The sequence below is a fragment of the Bradyrhizobium sp. A11 genome (genome assembly GCF_042077125.1).
GTDB lineage: Bacteria > Pseudomonadota > Alphaproteobacteria > Rhizobiales > Xanthobacteraceae > Bradyrhizobium > Bradyrhizobium japonicum_B.
The window spans coordinates 5,498,568-5,515,936 of sequence record NZ_CP149509.1; the positions used below are offsets into that span (position 1 = coordinate 5,498,568).

The following is a 17,369-nucleotide window of genomic DNA, read 5'->3' on the forward strand; positions in this document are numbered from 1 at the left end:
TGCAGGAACCTAGCGGAAGAGAAAAGAGCTGTCCACTTATTCTAAAGACTTCGTAAACGGCGCAACTGCTTCAAATCTAGACAGTTTTGTGAAACCGGGGCTGCGCGCGCGGGCCCGCGCCGGCGGTTGCATGGCGGCCCTCGCCTCGCCGGCTGGTGGCGTCCGCCGCGGCGGCCTCGCGGCCCTCCTTGGTGCGGAAGGATTGCGACAGGCCGGCGCCGAAAAGCGCAAAGAATGGAATACTGTAGCCGGGCACCTGCAGCGTGAAGTCGAGGCACGAATGCAGCAGCGACAGCGTCGCGGTCGCCGCGGCCGCCAGCGGGATGATGGCATCGCGCCGGCGCGTGAATATGCCCCTGGCCAGCACCAGCAGCATGATCGCCCAGCCGAGCGCCACCAGCAGCGCCATCGGAATGCCCACCTCGGAGGCAAGCTCCAGCGGCGTCGAATGGGCGGCGTCCCAGATTCCGCGAATCGAGATGTTGGGGCTGCGGTAGGGCGGGAAGGCCCATTGGAAGGTGCCCATGCCGGTGCCGAACCAGGGATTGTCGGCGATGATCCGCAGCGTCGATTTCCAGGCCTCGATGCGGCCCTCGTCGACCAGGCCCTGGCTGTCGAAGCGGCTGGAGACGCGGCCGCCGAGCAGCTGCAGCAGGCCGAGCGCGACAGCAGCGCCCGAGCCGAGCGAGATCCAGATGCCGGTGCGCGGCGGCAGGTCTTTCCTGAGGAACAGCGTGAACGAGACGATCATCGCCAGCAGCGACAGGCCGACGCCGGCGCGCGAGGTCGTCATGAACATCGCCATCAGGCAGATCAAGAGGCCGCCGAGCTGCGGCAGGATCTGCTTCGGCGGGATGCTGCGCAGATCGAGCGACAGCCGCCGCCATTCGATGTGCCGCTCCGGCAGCCGGCGGCGGACGTCCTCCAGGATCAGGAGCATCCAGATCAATGCGCAGGAGCCGAAATAGGCCGCCGCCGTGTTGCGGTTGATGAAGGTGCCGGTGACGCTGCCGAGATAGGCCGTCTTGTCCCGCCACAGGATCATGGTGGGCTCGATCAGGAACGAGAGCACGCCGTAGAGCGCGTAGGCCGCGCCGGAGATCGCGAGCACCCACAGCAGGCGGCGGGCGCGCATCCGGTCGGCGCCGACGGTGATGCCGAGTACGATGGCGAGGAGGTTGGCGAGCGGCGCACCGAGCGCGAAGAAGGCCTCGTTCTTGACGATGGACGCGGACGGCGCGATCGGCACGCCGAGCAGATCCGAGGCCTGCTTCCAGATCGGCTGGAACGGCGCCAGGAAGGGATGGTCGGAGAGCTGCTCGTGCAGCACGAAGGCGTAGGCGGCAACGATCACACCGATCCCGGCGAGCAGCCACAGATGCGGCCTGCGCAGATCGCGCGTCGGCGCGAACATCACCGCGATCCCGAGGCACAGGCACCAGAACGCGATCGACAGATCGTTGGTCGAGCCGAACGGAAACGGCGCGCCGGCTGCCACGAAGTACAGGATGACGGTCGCGGGCAGGCTCCATGACCAGCGAATTTCGGGAAGCCGAAGGCGCATCGTTCTTGCGAGCCTTGCTCTGGGCCTAGAGGAAGCAATCGATCGGATAGATCTTCACATCCACATTGAGGCGGCTGTTCCGGGTCTGGGCCCGGAAGGCGTAGAATAGCCCAAAGCCATCACTGCCCGGATCGAGTTTTATTCCGGGGGTTAATTCGTCGGGCGGCACCAGCACACCGATGTGCCGGTTGATGGCCGAGATCTCGATCCGCCCCTCGCCTTCCGCAAAATGCCCGCCGAGCTGGGTCACGGTGACCTTCGGCAGGCCGCGGCGCTGATGGCAGACCTCCTCCTCCCAGAGCTTGGTCTGCTGGACCAGCGGCTTGCCCGCGCCATCGGGGACGACGATGTCAGGGAAAGACGGCCGCAGCATCCCGAAAAACTTGCTCTCCTTGGAGTTCGCCGACAGGCGGACGGTGAAGGACAGCTCGCCCTTGGCGCCCTTGAGGCGCGACAGGATTGGAGCGTCAGGCTCGGCGGAGACCGTCACGTCGATGCGGTGGCGAACGCCGAGTTCGGCAGCAGCGCCGAGCGCCGTTCCGGCCGACGCAAGCCCGAGAGCGACCAAGACGAGAGCCGGAAGGCGGCAAAACGTTCGAAAGCGCATGAAGCTGAAGCCCCTTGCAACGCTGCGGGTGAGCGGCTGACCGACACGTACACCGACACGTACTCAGTGGCACCTTGATCCCAGCAATATCCCCGCGCCCCGACAATACCGATGGGATCGCGAAACGAAAATGGCACCGGGACAAAGCCCCGGTGCCATCGCCTCTGGTCGATCAAGTCGGCGTCTTACGGCGCCAGCTTGACGTTGTTGCGGAAGATCAGCGCGTCGTTGCTGAGGTTCACGGCATCGCTGCCGGTCGCCATGATCACCCGCATGTAGTTTAGGAACTTGGCAACTTCGACGTTGCGCGAGTTCGAGACGTAGATGATGTCGCCGTTCTTCATCATGACCTTGGTGGCGAGGAAGAAGCCGCCCGGATCGCGGAAGTTGACGTTGAAGATGACCGGGATCGTCTCCGAGGTGTACTTGCTCACGTCGATGCCGAGCTGGGCGGCAACCTCGCGCGGCTCGCGGCGATAGAGGTACACGGCGGACGGATCGGCCTGGCCGTCCAGGAGACCGCCCGCCTTGCCGACGGCTTCGCCGAGGTTGATGCGCCAGGCATCGAAGTTGAACTCGCCGCTCTGGCCGCTGGCGCCGAACGCCATGAACTTCTGCTGCTCGCGATAGACGTAGATACTGTCGTCCGGGCGAACATAGACGTTGTTCTCGGGTGCCATCACGAGATTCTCGAACGGCACGGTGGCCCGGCGGCCGCCACGCTCCAGCATGACCCAGGTCTCGAAGCCCTGGCCCTTGATGCCGCCGGCGCGGGTGATCGCGTCAAGCACGCGGTCCTTCGCACCCGCCGCGCTGGCGGGGTAACGCGCCGGCGAATTGACTTCGCCGAGCACGCTGATGAGCTGGGTGCGCTGCGAGGACATCGAAACCACGGCCTGCGGCTCGATGGCGCGATTGCCGATCTTTTCGATGATCGAGCGCTGGATTTCCACCGCCGTGCGGCCCGCGGCCTTGATCTGGCCGGCATAGGGCACCGTGATGAAGCCGTCATTGTCGACCGACTGATCCGGGATCGTCACATAGTTACCGGGACGGACGCCGGCTTCCGCCGGAATGAACAGACCGCCTGCCGCGGCTTCGAAGATGGTGACACTGACGACGTCGCCGATACCGAACACGATGCTGGCGGGCGGACGGCGGTCGGTGAACACGCCGGCGAGCCCCTTGGGCTCATGCGTGTGCAGGATCTTCACCGTAGCCGGATTGAGCGGCACCAGCTCATAGGCCGGCGCGCTTTCGGTCTGGATCTTGTTGTTAACGTCGTCCGTCAGCGGACCCGAGCCGGGATTGGTCGAGCAGGCCCCGAGCGCCAAAGCGGCGGCCAGAAATGCTGGCTTGAATAGATATGACTTGGCAAATGACTGCATGAATCGCGCCCCGAGAGACCCCAATTATTCTGATTGGTACGGCGGCGCGGGGGGGTGCGACAAGGGTTCCTAGATGGTTGACGGTGTGTTGGTCGGCCAGTGTTGCGTGCAAGCCACGCTTTGGTGCCTGGTTTAACCCTTTGTGACTATTTGTTGTATTTCGTGTGCCCGGTCGGCGGGCAAACCGCCCAGGCGGAGGGCCCGTGACGTCACCTCCGGCCTTCTTGGCCTCGCGCCCGTCTGCTATGGCTGGAACCATCAAGATAGGATTCCCCCGTGTCCGGCCTCCTTTTGTTCGCCTTGCTGGCAGGATCGCTCCTTGGCGGCGCCGACCGCCCCCAGGATCAGGCTACCTCCTGCGCGCGACCCTCGTGCCAGATCGCTCCCGTCGTGGAAGTGGCGACCACGGCCCCCGCCTCCGTCTGGAAGTTCAGCCGCACCCAAGGAGCCAAGGACGGCGAGAGCTTCGCGGCCATCATGAAGACCGCGGACACTACCCAATCCGACCCGGATTTCGCCGGCCTGATCGTGCGCTGCGCGCCCAAGGGCAAGATCGACGTGCTGGTGGCCTTGATCCGGCCCTTCCCGCCCCGGAGCCACCCCAAGGTCACCATCGCAGCCAGCGGCGGCGGCACCCTGACCTTTGACGCCAGCATGGCCGCCGCCGGGGCGGCGGTGCTGCTGCCCGACGAGGTCTCGGCCTTTGCCGCCGGCAAGTGGCAGACGACGGCCTCGCTATCCGTCGTGGTCAGGGAAAGCGACAGCGAGATCAAGGGTACGGTGGCGCTGAACGGCTTGCGCGAGGCCTATCATTCGCTGCTGGCCAATTGCAGCCAATAGGCCAAATTTAGCCATACACCTTAAGGGTCTTTTTAGGGTGGGGAACCTAGGGTCCGAAGCACGGAGTGTTTCGGATGACCGCGCTTTTGATTTTCAGCTTTCTGGTGGGTGCCGTGCTGGGCCAACGCTTTCGCGTCCTGGTGCTGCTGCCCGTCACGTTCGCTTTGCTGCTCACCGTGCTGCCGGTCAGCCTGATGTCCAGTCTTGGCGCGCTCGAAGGCCTGAAGGCCGCGGCCTTTGCGGCCGTTGCACTCCAGGGCGGCTACCTCTTTGGCTCGGCCGCCCGCTTCAGCCTTGCCGCTGCCCGCGCCGCGCGCGTGTTTGCGCGCCCGGCCAAGAGCGCTCGCTGATCTCCCGCAGCTGATCCGGCTCGATAGAATTTGGCGCACAGGCGGAAAGGCGAGCGGGCAAGTTGTTGGCCCGCACTGACCTTTGCTTGAAAACCACCCGCTCGCTTGTATGGTGACCTGATCGTTTCAGGATTCCGCATCGAGCGCGCCGTTTGTCCCTCGCTTATTTTGCCCTCATCGTTTGCATCGTTTCCGCTTCCGCTCTCGAAATCGCCGGCGCCAAGTTCGGTGCACAGCTCGGGACGATGACCGCCGCGCTGAGCTTGCTGGCCGCCACCGCAACCGCGCGAAAAGCCGACTCCGCCCATTATGTTCGCGCGACCTCGTGGGGCCGCTGGATCCTGATTGCCATGCCGCTCTTCATCGCGGCTCAACTCGTCCCGCTTCCGCTGAATTTGGCGCATCCGATCTGGGCGAGCGCCCACGACGTCCTGGGCGGCCTGTCACTCGGCCCGATCACCGCCGATATCGGCCTGACCGTCAGCGCGCTGCTCCTTTCGGTTGCAGCGGTCTCGGCGCTCGGCGTGACCATCCTGGTGGTGCGTGACCGCGGCCGCGCCGAACTGGTCCTCTTCGTCCTCGCTGGCATCGCCGCAGTCTCCGCCCTGATCCTGGATCTGCATCGGCTGTCATCAGCAGGCGCGCAGGCCGCCGCAACGTCCGAACTTGCAACGACCCTGGCCGGCTTCGGCCTCGTCCTGAACCTGGCGATCATGCAGCTTGCCGCGGAGCGGGCCGAAACGCATCATTCGCTGCTTCGCTCGATCGTGCTTGGCCTGTTGGGCCTTTTGGGCGCCCTGATCAGCGCGCTTGCGATCTTCGGCCTCTCAGGCACGAACAGCGCGGTGGCGGCAAGCTTCGGCATCGTGCTGATCCTGCTGATCCTGGTCATCCGCAGGCTCGACCTTTCGCCATTGGCCGCGGGCGCGCTGTCGCTGGCAGCTCTGATTGGAGCAGCGATCGTCCTGATCTTCCTGTTTGAGAAGAGCTCCGGACCGGTCCTGCTGCGGCTGGTGCCGGAGATGGGAGCCGAGACGAGGGCAGCCCTCGAGCGGATGTTGGCCGACACGCGCTGGTTCGGCGCGGGCGCAGGGACCTTTGCCGCGGTGGGAAGGATTTATCAGAGCGACGCTGCAGCGATCTTGACGGCGCCCTCGGCAGCGATGGCCGTCTTTGCAGAGATGGGATGGCTCGGTCTGGCGGCCCTGATCGCGGCGAGCCTGCTCGCTCTGGTGCGCCTGGTCGTCGGCGCTTTGCAGCGCGGACGCGACTCGTTCTTCCCGGCGGCGGCCGCAGCCTGTCTGCTCTTTGCGCTGGTCCAGAGCTTCGCAGGTCCCGGACTGCTGCGGCCCGCAGCAATCCTGTGTCTTTCGGTGATCGTGGGATTGGGGCTGTCGCAGAGCGTCAGCCAGTCCGGATCACGATAGAGCGCCGGTGATCAGACCGAGCGGTCGCCGAGCGAGGCCCAGTAGTTCGGGTTCTTGGGCGACTGAATGCGGACCCAGCGATAAGGCTTCTTCGACCACGGCAGGATGTGGCCGGACAGATTGTCCAGCACGAGATCGCCGGAGAAGGTCCGCACCACGACGACGAGATGATGCTCGCCCCAGGTGGTCACGACCTCGCTGAGCAGCACCGCGCGCGCCGGAAAGCCCTTGGCGATCAGTTCGTGGCGTTTTGTCACGGCGTAGTCGTTGCAGTCGCCGCTCGTCGGATGCAGCAGCCATTTCTCGCCGCGCAGTCCTTCCAGATTGGCCTCGGGACGGATGGCGGTATTGACCTGCCGGTTGACATCCTGCATCTGCGCCAGCCGTTCGGCCGTGAGCTTCAGCCGGCCGCCCCTGAACACGATCTGCTGCGGCCGCGGCTTGCACTCGTCCTTGTACTTCAGGCAGAACAGCGTGAAGGCCATCGGCGCCAGCGTCGGCTGGTCGAATTTGATGTACTGGATGGCACCGCGCAGCCCCAAGGGCGCGCCGACGAAAGCGGCTTCGGCGCGCTGCTGCGCCCCCGCAGCAACCACGATTGCGGCCATCGCCGCCAGGAACTTTACAACTTTGCGCATGTCGCGCTCCCCGTTCTTGTTGGGGAGACGCTACGCGAGACCTCTTGAAATACGGCTCAAAGGCCGCGCGATCCTTTAATCAAAATGCGGGCGACTTGGTCGGAAACAATTAAGAATACCGATGTGTGACTTGTTCTGCTAAGAGCGGTCACGACGTTCCGCTCGTGACGCTGGATGCGATTCGACCGACCTGATGGGCCTCTCCTCACGCTTTCGAAAGAAGACCAAGCCGCGGCTTCCCGACGGCGTCCGCGTCTATGCGATCGGCGACGTGCATGGCCGCGCCGACCTGCTTCAATCGCTGTTAACCGTGATCGACGCCGATCTTGCCCATTCCGCGCCCGAGCGCGCAATTCAGGTCTTCCTCGGCGACTATGTCGACCGCGGCCCGGACTCGCGCGCCGTGCTCGATCTGCTGATCGCGCGCTCGAAGTCACATGAGACGGTCTGCCTGAAGGGCAACCACGAGGTCTTCCTGCTCGAGGTCCTCAAGGACCCGGCCCGCCTGCAGGAGTGGCGCCATTATGGCGGCCTCCTGACGCTGGTCTCCTACGGCATCACGCCGACCATGAACCCCTCGGCGGAGCAACAGGTCGAGCTGATCGAAGGATTGAGGCGCGCGCTGCCGCCCGAGCACCTCGCCTTCCTGCGGCAATTGCCATCGTCCTTTACCTGCGGCGATTTCTTCTTCGTGCACGCCGGCGTCAAGCCCGGCGTCGCGCTCGAGCGCCAGAAGGACGAGGACCTGCTCTGGATCCGCGAGGAGTTCCTGGCCTCCGAAGAACGCTTCGGCAAATACATCGTCCACGGTCATACGCCGGTCAGCGTGCCCGATATCCGCCCGAACCGCATCAACATCGACACCGGCGCTTACGCGACCGGAAACTTGACGCTGCTGACGATCCAGGGCGATAGTCTGATGGCGGTTTGAGGCTCCTGCCTTCCTTTCAATTGCTCGTTTGCTTCGCCCTCACAGGCCTCGTCGATTTCACCATGAACATGATCCTGCTTCGCGTCATCGGCATCTCGACTGCGATCGTGCTGGCGCTTCATGCCGGCATGAGCTTCTATGCCGATCTCGTCCGGCCGAACTTTCGCGCGAGCGATTTGTTCTCGGGCGAGATTCCGCCCGACAAGGCCAAGCTGGCAGCCGCCGGCGGTTTGGCGTCCTTTTCATGGGATGGCGATCTGCTTGCCAATTATGCGGCGGCGACGGCCAGCGACGTTCTTCATCGTCCTGCGGCCGATGCTCCCGGAAGAGCCAGCGAGAACAAGGCCGCGCAAGCCGCCGTCGTCGCAGCCTTGAAAGTCTCACCGATCAGGCCGGCGCTCTGGCTCACGCTCGGCACGCTGCAGGCCCAGGCCGGCGAAGCGGCGACGCCGGCGGTAAAGATGTCCTACCTGACCGGAGCGGTGCCGATCGACGTTGCCATGTCTCGCGTCCGAACCGTGACCTCGGGCGCCGCCGCGAGCGACGAGGAGATCAGGCTGCTGGCGCAATCCGACATCCGCTCCGCGCTCGCCAATCGCTCCCGATACGAGCCGCTGCTGGTCTCGGCTTACGTGCAGGCAACGCCGCAAGGCAAGTCGCTGCTGCTCGAGACCACGAAAGTGTCCGATCCCAAGTTCAACGAGATCTTGCGGCGTTACTAACTCAGCGCACCGATTTCGGGGCGACCGGCACGAAGTCCTGGTCGCGGCGCGGCTGGTCGGACCTGCCTTGGTAGACGAACATGCCCTTCTTGGTCGTGACGATGTCGCCGCGCTGCAGGCTGTCGTCGCGGAGCAGACGTTCGGTCGCGACCAGGTCCGGATCTTCCGGAATCGGCTTGTAGAGCTCAGGATGCTCCCGCCGCTCGCGCGAGACCTCCTTGGCCCGGCGCCGCGCGTCCTCGATGCGTTGCCGCCATTCATCGCGCGAGACTTCCGGCTCGCTTGGCGGAAGATAGTCGCTGAGCGAGGGCTCGGGTTCGCTCTGGGCAAGACATGCGAGCGGACCGGCCCCATACACGGCCAGTCCGACAGCGGCAGCCAACAGCACCTTGACCGATGCATCCCCCGGTATCCGGCGACCTGACACGGAATTGCGGCGAGTGGATTGCACTCCGATGACTCCAAGGTTGGGCCACAGCAGTCAGAGGCCATTGCAACTTCAGCTCATAAGGTTCCCAATTGCAAGAAGGTGGTTCGCAGAGGCCCTTGGACCTTCGAGCCCCCCTTAAAAATTGAAAAACAACCCCATGCACAGTAGCCGGCCCCAACCAAATCAAAGACTTACGAATTTTCCGAAATGCAGATTGATTGGTCGGGCAAAGCAGCATCGCATCGTTCCGAACTCGACCGACGGATGAGTGCTGTTGCTCGATATCCGCGCCAGAAGACCGCAGGGGAACAAAGCTCGATCTAAGACCTCATTAGCTCATTGCTGCTAGCTTCCAGTTTCCCCTCCGGAGTGGCCGAGCATGCGTGCAGGATCATTGTTGCTGTTGGGCGTTGCCGCGTCCGCAATGTCAGACGTCGCGGCTCACGCCAGCCCGCTCTGCATCAAGGAGCGAACACCGTTTGCCTTGTCGCACGATACGGTGAGATGGACGATGTCGATCGCGCCTGGCGCGGAATGCATCCAGGGCCTGCGTTGGTCGTACATGCAGATCTTCAACGTATCGGTCGTGAGCGGACCTTCCCGCGGCCAGTTGGCCGTGGTCGGCTCCGGCTTCCGCTATTCGGCCGAGAGCCAAACGCACGGCACTGACAAGTTCACGCTGCTGATCTCGGGCAAGAACCGACATGACTCGGGGACCTCGACCTTGGAGGTCGAGGTCAACCCGCAATAGCATAGCCGAGGAGCTCGCCGCCCGGTGAACGAGGGCTAGCGACGGCTCGACCCGCTGCCCCGGGTTCTATTCCCGTAATAGGGTCGCGCGTGTCCCCGCGTCGTCACGGGGGGCTCAATCCTGCTTGGGATGTTCCGCGTCGCGTTGGGGGGTGCGGGCTGCGACGGATTGACGATGGTCACGCTGCGGTTGGGCGTCGAAGGATCGTTGACGCCCTGGGCCCAGGCAGCGGCGGGCATGAACAACGCGATGGCGATCAGAACTGGTCGTTTCATAATTATCTCCCGAGCAGTAACGTCAGGGAGGCGATCACCGTTCCTTCACGGTTCCGTTGGGCCGCCTCAGCGGGGAACGGCGACCAGCTTGCCGTCGCGCCAGACGCCCTGCGCCGACTTTCCAGCGGGCAGACTGCCTGACAGGTTTCGAACGGCGGTCGGCCGCGACGCCGTCTGACTGGTCTGGGCCTTCTTCGTGGGCGTCGTGATGATGCTGGAGCTCGTGGTGTTGGCCTGATCCTTGATCCCTTGCGCAACGGCAGGCGAAGCCAGGAATGTCAAAGCCGTGAGGACTGCTAGAACGCCGCGCATGATCGAACACCGGAATGAGGAGCTCCGCGAAATGTCACAGGTTTTCCCCTAAAAGCAAGCGCCTTCGAACGACCGAGAGGGGCGCGGACAGACCCGGCAACCAGCGGGAGGGCTTCCTCGGTCGTGGCGTCTCGAGCGGAAAAGCCTAGCGAAATGGCCTCATCCGGGCTACTTGGTCGCCCTTGATGACCGACTCCGGCGAAACTGCGGCCAACGCCCCATCGACGCAACAGATCAAGGCCGGGTTTATCCGTCTCCTGTCGAGCCGCATCCGCGCCGTCTCCGACGATCCCCAGCAGATGCGGGAGATCGTCTATGAGCTGGCACGCGTCAAGCTGCTCGAGCAATTCACGCACGCCGACGCGCGGGAATCCCGCGAGCTTCTGCAGGTGCTCGAACGCGCCATCAAGGAGGTGGAACGTTCCTTCGCGCGCAGCGCCGCCTCGGAGCCACAGAATGGTGCGGCGGCAACCACCGTCCCGGCGCCCCCGCCGATCCCGACCCCCGCTTCCCCCTCAGTTCCGTCGCCATCCGCTTCCGCTGCGACGCCGACCGCGCAGGACGCGGGAGCACCGCGCCGTCCCGTGGCAGCGCCGCAATCGCCCGATCCACGCAAACGCAGCAGCGCCTTCACCTTTCTGGTTCGATTGGCGGTCATCCTCCTGCTCATTGGCGCAGGCGTGACCGTGGCTGTCTATTGGCCTCGGCTGCGGTCGCAACTGACCGCATTGTCGCAGATGGCGCCGCCGCCCGAGCGGGCACCGAGCAGCCCGGCATCTCAACCGAGCGCCAGCCCATCTCCCGCCGTCGGCGAGGCGGTCGATCGGACGCCGGATAGCGCGAAAGAGCCGGCGCAAGCTGCACCACCCTCGATGCCTCTGCCGACAACGTTCGGAGTCTACGCCTTGAGCGAGGGCCAGCTCCATGAGCTGAAGTCGGTGCCGGGCAAGATTCCGGACCGCCGCGTCGCGATCTCGGCGGCCATCACCACGCCGAGCGCGACCACGTTGATGGACGGCGACGTCAGGTTCATCGTGTTCAGGCCCGATGGCGGTGTCGATGCAACCGGGACCGAAGTTCGGGTCGTCGCGAAGGTCTCGCGAGCCATGGGCGTCGATGCCAGCGGGAAAGCCTCCATGGTCAGCGCGGGCGATTCCTGGGTCATCCGCAGCATGTCCTATCCCTACAAGGTAGGCCCGGTCGACGACCAGCCGAGAATGCTGTTGCTGCAACCGGAGCAGGACGGCTTCACGCTTGCTCCCGGCCGCTACGTCGTGGTGATCAAGGGCATGGGCTACGACTTCACGGTGGCCGGAACGGTCACCGATCCCAATCAATGCGTCGAACGCATCAACGCGGCGAACGGCGCGTTCTACTCGCCCTGTCCGCCGCCGCGTCGCTAGCCGAACCTCATTTGGCGGGCTTGCTGTCCTTGGACGTCTCCGCCGGAGCGTCATCGACCTTGCCGTTGTTGGCGACGCATTTCTGGAAGTATTCGCGCCGATCCTTGCCCGTGCCTTTGGCGCTACCGGCCGCAGGGTTGCCGATTTGCCTGGGTGGAAAGGCCTTGGCCACCGCCGCGTCGCATGCGCGCGCCACTTCAGCGGTAATGGCCGACGCCGTCGCCGGCGCACCCAATGTCAGCACGCATGCCAATCCAACCAACCTTCGCGCATTTCTGACCGGCACGTCGTTGCTCCTTCGAACCGTGAACGTTTGCCGGACCATAGCAAAAAGGATCGAAGCGCCAAACGGCAAAGCAGAATTGTTATCAGCTGTTGAGCTGCGGCGGCTTGAAATCCGGAAAGCGCGTCAGCATGGCAGTCCTGACGAACTTCAAATGCGCAATGCTGCTCGCCAATTCCTTGAGCCGGCGCTGGCCGTTGGAGATGTCGGCGGCGAACAGGTCCTGGTGATGATTGTCGAGCGCCTCCCGCTCGAGATATTCGTCGGTGCCGTTTCCGAAGGTGACGGATGCACGTGCAAGTGCGTCATCGACGCGCCGGTTGAGGCCGGCCTGCTCCCGCTCCGCCTCCTGCAATGCCGTTTCGATCGCCGCCAGGACCGCACCGATCCGGACCCGGTCGGTCTCGGCATCGCGCTCGACGGAGCGCGCCTTGAACCCTTTGTCCTCGCGGCGAGAGCCGAGAAGATTGTGCGCGCGCGCTCTCAGGAACAGCTGAAACATTTGGGCTATCCCCACATTCGAGATTTAGGCCGCTACCATCGGTCAGGCATAGTTAACAAAGGCTAAATCCTGCGGCCGCTCCGCCCGGCTTCGTGCGATCCACGCCCGCCAGGCTGCTTCGTGCTTGGAATAGAGCTCGAGCCACCGAACGTCGTCAACCGCACCCGTTCCCTTGCCGAAGCCGGCTTCGGCCGCGATTTGCACCGTCTCCGTCGGCGCAAGATCCAGCACCTCGAATTCCGCCGTCTCCTCCAGCGAAAGGCCGACCAGAACGCGGTGCCCCTGTGCGTCGACGAAATACCTGCGCGGCGCGTTGTGCCGTTGATCAATCATTCGAATGACCCTCGTTCATGATCCAGGGACCTGAAAGATCTTTCAGATGCCGGCCATAACTACAAACAAACGCAATCATGAGGACGCAGATCGTCGCGCCCAGCAACGCAATGAGATACGTCATCTATGTCCACCTGCGCGCCTCCGAAAAAACAGAGGCGGCCAAACGCTCGCCATGAATTGCCTCGTCTTAGGCTGCCTTTCCGAAGCGCTCAAGGAGGGCGACGAGTTAACCTAACCGCACATGGTTATTTCGATTTCGCCACGACTTTCGAGTTAGGACACGCGTCGTCTACGATGATGGCGGCTGGGTTCGGCCGGTCGCCATCGAGGCGGGGGTATAGGGCGCGTAAAGACGATATCGCGCCGATCGCCTCCGCGAGCGCCACGCCCTCACACCATAGCCGCAACCAAAGCCCGCCGCGAAAATCGAAACCAAGACCAAGACTGCCGTCATTTGGAATGTCCCACGTTTGCCGGAACGTTCCTCCCGCGCTCATTTTCATCTTTTCGTTGCGCCGACTTCAAGATCGGCAGCGCCGAAACTTTTGTCAGACGAAGATGAAGTTTGTGCAACGTGGTGCTTGAAGATTGATCGGCACGAGGGCGGTGAAGAGCTCCAGTTCTTCTTACCAGAGCTCGACCCGCCGACACCATGAACCCTCGTTCACCGGAATCATACGGTGCCTCGCGTGCCGATTTTGTCGCGGTAAGGTTGAGCGGTTAGCTTAATCCGCGTTGTTTGTTGCGAAGTCTCACCAAACGCATATCCATCTTCGCACCGGGCTTCCCCAAGCCTGGCCCCACCCAAGCAAAGCCGTCGAGCGAACATGGGTCGCTTGGCGGCTTTGTCATTGTGTCGACAAGAGGATCATTTCGGTTATGGCGCGCAAGCCCTGGTCGTTCAAGGAAGACCGCCGACTCATGGAATTGGCCAAGTCTTCGGCTTCGCTGGAGCAGGCGGCGAAACTTCTCGGCCGCTCGCCGGATGCGATCAAGCGCATGGCCTTGCGGCTTGGTCTTTCGTTGAAGTCGAAGACCGGCAAGAAGGGCTAGTCCTGGAAGCAGCTCGCCGCCGACGGCAGCTTTGCCCGCCAGCGCAGAACCTCCTTCCTTCCGACGTGAGGGGCGGAACCAAGGCAACCATCCGGAGGCCGTCTCCGCCCGCCTCCGGTGAACGCGACCAAGCGTCCCGTCTTTCAGTCCGCCCGGCCGTTCAGACCTAGTTGCGCGTCTTCTTCTGGGAGCCCATCCCGGGGCTGGTTCCGTAGTTCGGTGTCCCCGTCCCCTTGAAAGCTCCGCCCATGCTGTCCGAGCCGGAATTCGTCGCAGCGCCACTGCGGCTGGTGGGCTGATTGCCCGCTGGCTGGTCTTTGGTGCCCTGCGCGGAGGCCACCGCGGTTCCGAGGACCAACGACAGGAGGAGGCTTAACGTCCTGATCATACTGCTCAACTTTCATGCTTGGGCCGCGCGGACCATCGGTCAGGCAAACCACGCGGTCGCCCTTCCGGACCGGTCCGCCCGTTAAACCCTATCTTAGCCCTCGCTGGCTAGGATCAATTCCCAAGATAATTCTCAAGATAATTCTCAAGGTCATTGCCAAGATCAGTTCCCGCCTCTCCTGAATTCCGCCCGGACCGGATGAGACACCAGCGACCGAACCTTCCGTTTGTGGCGCTCGTGCTTGCGAGCATGATGGCGTTTGGGCTGGCGGGCCATTTCGCGGCAGAGGCCGTCATTCGCCACCAGCAGATGCACCAGCTGAACGAGCTGACCGAGGTGGTTCTGCGCCGATCCGAACTGGCGGTCGATTTCGCCGCAGCGAGCCTCGACGAGCTCGCCAAGCGCGATCTTGCCAGCTGCGCGCCGGCCGCGCTGCAAGCCATCCGGCTCCATGTCTACCAGCGCTCGGCGATCAAGGACGTCCGTCTCGTCAATCCGGACGGATCGGTGATCTGCTCGGCCTATTCCGAGACGCTCGAGTTCGACAAGGGATGGGCGGATCGCCGCGACATGCTGCCCTCGCAGGACAAGCAGCTCGCTTTATTCCGCGTCGAGCAGTTCGGCGGTGACGCGTTGGGGGTGCTCAGGGACGTCAATCCCAGCTCGGCGCTGGTCGCCATCGTCGGCATCAATTCCGGCCTGTTCGATCTGATGCCCGCCGAGCTGCGCGCGCATAGCGAGGTGATCCTCGCCTTGAGCAATGGCGAGAAGCTCGGCGAATTCCGGCTCGATGCCGACAAGCCGCTGCCGGGGCCGATCAGCTTCGACAGGCAGTCCGCGCGCCTGCCGCTTCACGCCACGATCCGGCTCGAGCAGGCGGTGCTTTCGAGCTGGAACAGCGAGGCGTATTGGCCGGCGCTCGCGGTCGCGCTTTGGTTGGGTGCACTCTTCGGCATCCTGCTGGCACGCAGCCGCCGGACGGAAGGACCGGTCGCCGACCTCGATCGCGCCCTCGCAGCCGGCGAATTCAAGCCGTACTACCAGCCGATCTTCGACCTCAGGACCGGCCGGATCACCGGATGCGAGGTGCTGGCGCGCTGGGTCCGGAAGGACGGCTCGGTGGTGCCGCCGGTGAATTTCATTCCGCTGGCCGAATCCAGCGGGCGCATCCAGGCGATGACCTGGCAGATCCTGCGATCGGCGCTCGCCGATCTGCAAGTCGTGCTGAAGGCGGACAAGAGCTTCAAGATGTCCGTGAACGTCGTGCCGAAGCACCTGCTGAGCGCCGGCTTCGTCGAGACGCTGCGGCGCACGGTCCTGACGGCGAGAATCTCCGCACGCCAGATCGTGGTCGAGGTGACCGAGCGCGACGAGCTCGACGATCTCGCGCACGCCGCGACCGTGGTGGCGGAGCTGCGTGACCATGGCTTCCGCGTCGCCATCGACGACGTCGGTGTCGGCCATAGCGGCTTGTCGCGGCTGAAGGGGCTCGGCGCCAGCGCAATCAAGATCGACAAGTTCTTCGTCGACACCATCACCGTGGATGCATCGACCACGACGATCGTCGAGATGCTGGTCGCGCTCGCCAGGGATTTTCGGATGACGGTCGTCGCGGAGGGAATCGAGACCGAGGAGCAGCGCCGCGCCCTGATCGCGTCCGGCGTCGACGAAGGACAGGGCTATCTCGTCGCCGCCCCGCTCCCATTCGCCAAGTTCAGCGAGCTGGTCGAGTCGCGCCGCCATTCCGCAGCCGCGGCACCGGCTGGCGACGTCCTGGTCGCCTGACCATCCCCGCCGGCGCCCAACCGGGCGCTTTAACGATGTTCTCGTCTTTCGAAGGCGGGATCGCATCCGGGCGGCTATGGTAGGCCATGCGTCGAAATCACCTCATCGCAGCCGCGGCCATCTGCCTCGCCCTCATCGTCTATGCCACCTTGGCAAGACTGGCGGGACGGCCTGCGCTGATGGGGCATCACGAGGCCTATTGGATCGTCGTGATCGAGCGCTTCAGCGCCTACGGCCTGTTGGGATTCCTGCTGTCCTTCCTGTTGCCCGGCCGGCTCGCTCTGGCCTGCTCGCTCGTCGTGGCCGTCGCCATGGGGCTGGAAGTCCTGCAAGCACTGATCCCCGATCGCGATCCGGGCTTCCTCGACGTGCTGCAAAAGGCGGCGGGCGGCACCGTCGGCGTCCTCCTCGCCCAGACGATCCTGGCCTTCCTGCCCCGGCCGCCAGCCTGACGATCCCGGCGCCGACAACCTCTTCAGCGCCGCCGGGACATCATCCCTACTTCATCATCTGCCCGCGCAATTCGCCGCCCGGGTTGGCGGCCGTATGGATGTTCGCGTACCATTTCCCGGCCAACAGATCGGCCGCCTGAGCGTCCGTCAGCGTGGCGCTGCCCTGGATCGGGCTTTGAACCGTCTTGAACGGCAAGGCGATGCCGGCGTTCTTGCCCGCTTCACCCGGACCATGGAAATGAGCACCCATCGCCGGCCCCGACAGATCGGTAAAGGTGACGGTATAGGTCAGGACTTTGGTCTCGCTATCGAACGTGGCCTCGGCCCTGCCTGAACCCTGGGAATTGTTCGGCGGGACTTCATTGCTGCCCTTGAGCTCGGCCTGCAGCTTGACGACCTCCGCACGCGCCGGCGAGGCTGCGACCATCAGCAGCGCACCGAGCAGCGCCGTTCCCCACAGCGTCACGCCGATCCGATCCCTGGCTTTGCTCATGGCATTCTCCTGCGGGCTCTTTGACCCGTTGCGGTTGAAACCCCGGCCCCCGGCTCAAAATTCCGGAGACAGGACTATGCCTGATTCGAAAAGACAGCGGAGATCGAGGGCGCCGCTCTTGCGGTGAGCCCGGCAATATAAGGCGCAGCGCTCAGGCTGCACCGCGTTCGCGGAACCCGGTCGGTGTCAGGAGTTCGGCCATTTGCCTGTGCGTGCTCTGGAGCGCGGCGATGGCGCCGTCGAGATCGAAATCCGCTTCGCGGACGGAGGCGAAGAATTTGGCCGTCAGCGCCAGGTCAAGCTTGACGCGCGTTGCGCCGTCGCGGCTCTTGCGGCGGTCGAGCGACAGATGGATGGCCCGCATTCTGGCTTCCGCGGGCGTACAATCGCTGAGCGTCGCCAGTTCGTCGTATGTCATCCAGATCTGAGGCATGTTCGT

General features: G+C 64.0%; 21 protein-coding genes. 10 read left to right on the forward strand and 11 right to left on the reverse strand.

The window, feature by feature from the left end:
• Positions 1–76: 76 nt before the first annotated feature.
• From WI560_RS25820 to WI560_RS25830, 3 genes are all read right to left on the reverse strand, one after another.
• Positions 77–1,564 (reverse strand): O-antigen ligase family protein, encoded by a 1,488-nt coding sequence (locus WI560_RS25820; RefSeq protein WP_375305448.1) that lies wholly within the window; start codon positions 1,562–1,564, stop codon positions 77–79.
• Between the two features lie 25 nt (positions 1,565–1,589).
• Entirely contained in the window at positions 1,590–2,132 is a 543-nt protein-coding gene (locus tag WI560_RS25825; protein WP_375305449.1) for a hypothetical protein, read from the reverse strand.
• Between the two features lie 224 nt (positions 2,133–2,356).
• Positions 2,357–3,559, reverse strand: coding sequence for a polysaccharide biosynthesis/export family protein (locus WI560_RS25830; protein ID WP_375305450.1), 1,203 nt, complete (start codon positions 3,557–3,559; stop codon positions 2,357–2,359).
• A gap of 276 nt (positions 3,560–3,835) precedes the next feature.
• Here WI560_RS25830 and WI560_RS25835 point away from each other — a divergent pair, with 276 nt between their 5' ends.
• The 3 genes from WI560_RS25835 to WI560_RS25845 all read left to right on the forward strand — a co-directional run bounded on the left by WI560_RS25835 (position 3,836) and on the right by WI560_RS25845 (position 6,176).
• Positions 3,836–4,399 carry a hypothetical protein gene (locus tag WI560_RS25835; RefSeq protein WP_375305451.1) on the forward strand — a complete coding sequence of 188 codons (564 nt, stop codon included), beginning with the start codon at positions 3,836–3,838 and terminating at the stop codon, positions 4,397–4,399.
• Between the two features lie 74 nt (positions 4,400–4,473).
• Entirely contained in the window at positions 4,474–4,749 is a 276-nt protein-coding gene (locus WI560_RS25840) for a hypothetical protein (protein ID WP_375305452.1), read from the forward strand.
• Positions 4,750–4,901: 152 nt separating this feature from the next.
• Positions 4,902–6,176: a hypothetical protein gene (locus WI560_RS25845; protein ID WP_375305453.1), complete on the forward strand. Its 1,275-nt coding sequence runs from the start codon at positions 4,902–4,904 to the stop codon at positions 6,174–6,176.
• An 11-nt stretch (positions 6,177–6,187) separates the two neighbouring features.
• Here WI560_RS25845 and WI560_RS25850 read toward each other — a convergent pair whose 3' ends face one another.
• Positions 6,188–6,814, reverse strand: a complete 627-nt coding sequence (locus tag WI560_RS25850; RefSeq protein ID WP_375305454.1) for a transglutaminase-like cysteine peptidase — start codon at positions 6,812–6,814, stop codon at positions 6,188–6,190.
• Between the two features lie 193 nt (positions 6,815–7,007).
• On the opposite strand from WI560_RS25850, the gene WI560_RS25855 reads away from it, so the two are divergent.
• Together WI560_RS25855 and WI560_RS25860 are read left to right on the forward strand one after the other, a co-directional pair.
• A complete protein-coding gene (locus WI560_RS25855; protein WP_375305455.1) occupies positions 7,008–7,745 on the forward strand; it encodes a metallophosphoesterase family protein in 738 nt (245 codons plus the stop codon).
• A 62-nt stretch (positions 7,746–7,807) separates the two neighbouring features.
• The gene (locus tag WI560_RS25860) at positions 7,808–8,467 is read left to right on the forward strand and encodes a hypothetical protein (RefSeq protein ID WP_375305456.1); all 660 of its coding nucleotides are present in this window, start codon (positions 7,808–7,810) and stop codon (positions 8,465–8,467) included.
• 1 nt (position 8,468) lies between these two features.
• Here WI560_RS25860 and WI560_RS25865 read toward each other — a convergent pair whose 3' ends face one another.
• On the reverse strand, positions 8,469–8,918 hold the full coding sequence (locus WI560_RS25865) for a hypothetical protein (RefSeq protein ID WP_375305457.1): 450 nt from the start codon (positions 8,916–8,918) through the stop codon (positions 8,469–8,471).
• A gap of 490 nt (positions 8,919–9,408) precedes the next feature.
• Here WI560_RS25865 and WI560_RS25870 point away from each other — a divergent pair, with 490 nt between their 5' ends.
• On the forward strand, positions 9,409–9,648 hold the full coding sequence (locus WI560_RS25870; RefSeq protein WP_375305458.1) for a hypothetical protein: 240 nt from the start codon (positions 9,409–9,411) through the stop codon (positions 9,646–9,648).
• A 341-nt stretch (positions 9,649–9,989) separates the two neighbouring features.
• Here WI560_RS25870 and WI560_RS25875 read toward each other — a convergent pair whose 3' ends face one another.
• Complete coding sequence (locus WI560_RS25875; protein WP_375305459.1) at positions 9,990–10,235, reverse strand: hypothetical protein; 246 nt, start codon at positions 10,233–10,235, stop codon at positions 9,990–9,992.
• 185 nt (positions 10,236–10,420) lie between these two features.
• Here WI560_RS25875 and WI560_RS25880 point away from each other — a divergent pair, with 185 nt between their 5' ends.
• Complete coding sequence (locus tag WI560_RS25880) at positions 10,421–11,638, forward strand: hypothetical protein (RefSeq protein WP_375305460.1); 1,218 nt, start codon at positions 10,421–10,423, stop codon at positions 11,636–11,638.
• Positions 11,639–11,645: 7 nt separating this feature from the next.
• Here the strand turns inward: WI560_RS25880 and WI560_RS25885 are convergent, their stop codons facing one another.
• The 3 genes from WI560_RS25885 to WI560_RS25895 form a co-directional block, all read right to left on the reverse strand.
• Entirely contained in the window at positions 11,646–11,882 is a 237-nt protein-coding gene (locus WI560_RS25885) for a hypothetical protein (protein WP_375305461.1), read from the reverse strand.
• A 124-nt stretch (positions 11,883–12,006) separates the two neighbouring features.
• On the reverse strand, positions 12,007–12,423 hold the full coding sequence (locus tag WI560_RS25890; protein WP_126259844.1) for a hypothetical protein: 417 nt from the start codon (positions 12,421–12,423) through the stop codon (positions 12,007–12,009).
• A 42-nt stretch (positions 12,424–12,465) separates the two neighbouring features.
• The gene (locus WI560_RS25895) at positions 12,466–12,756 is read right to left on the reverse strand and encodes a hypothetical protein (RefSeq protein WP_375305462.1); all 291 of its coding nucleotides are present in this window, start codon (positions 12,754–12,756) and stop codon (positions 12,466–12,468) included.
• A gap of 882 nt (positions 12,757–13,638) precedes the next feature.
• On the opposite strand from WI560_RS25895, the gene WI560_RS25900 reads away from it, so the two are divergent.
• The 3 genes from WI560_RS25900 to WI560_RS25910 all read left to right on the forward strand — a co-directional run bounded on the left by WI560_RS25900 (position 13,639) and on the right by WI560_RS25910 (position 16,437).
• Complete coding sequence (locus tag WI560_RS25900; protein WP_164718874.1) at positions 13,639–13,812, forward strand: hypothetical protein; 174 nt, start codon at positions 13,639–13,641, stop codon at positions 13,810–13,812.
• Between the two features lie 586 nt (positions 13,813–14,398).
• Positions 14,399–15,985, forward strand: coding sequence for an EAL domain-containing protein (locus WI560_RS25905; protein ID WP_375305463.1), 1,587 nt, complete (start codon positions 14,399–14,401; stop codon positions 15,983–15,985).
• Positions 15,986–16,071: 86 nt separating this feature from the next.
• Complete coding sequence (locus WI560_RS25910; RefSeq protein ID WP_257195723.1) at positions 16,072–16,437, forward strand: VanZ family protein; 366 nt, start codon at positions 16,072–16,074, stop codon at positions 16,435–16,437.
• A 46-nt stretch (positions 16,438–16,483) separates the two neighbouring features.
• Here the strand turns inward: WI560_RS25910 and WI560_RS25915 are convergent, their stop codons facing one another.
• On the reverse strand, positions 16,484–16,930 hold the full coding sequence (locus tag WI560_RS25915) for a CHRD domain-containing protein (RefSeq protein WP_375305464.1): 447 nt from the start codon (positions 16,928–16,930) through the stop codon (positions 16,484–16,486).
• Positions 16,931–17,081: 151 nt separating this feature from the next.
• Positions 17,082–17,363 (reverse strand): hypothetical protein, encoded by a 282-nt coding sequence (locus tag WI560_RS25920; RefSeq protein ID WP_106951322.1) that lies wholly within the window; start codon positions 17,361–17,363, stop codon positions 17,082–17,084.
• Between the last annotated feature and the right edge of the window lie 6 nt (positions 17,364–17,369).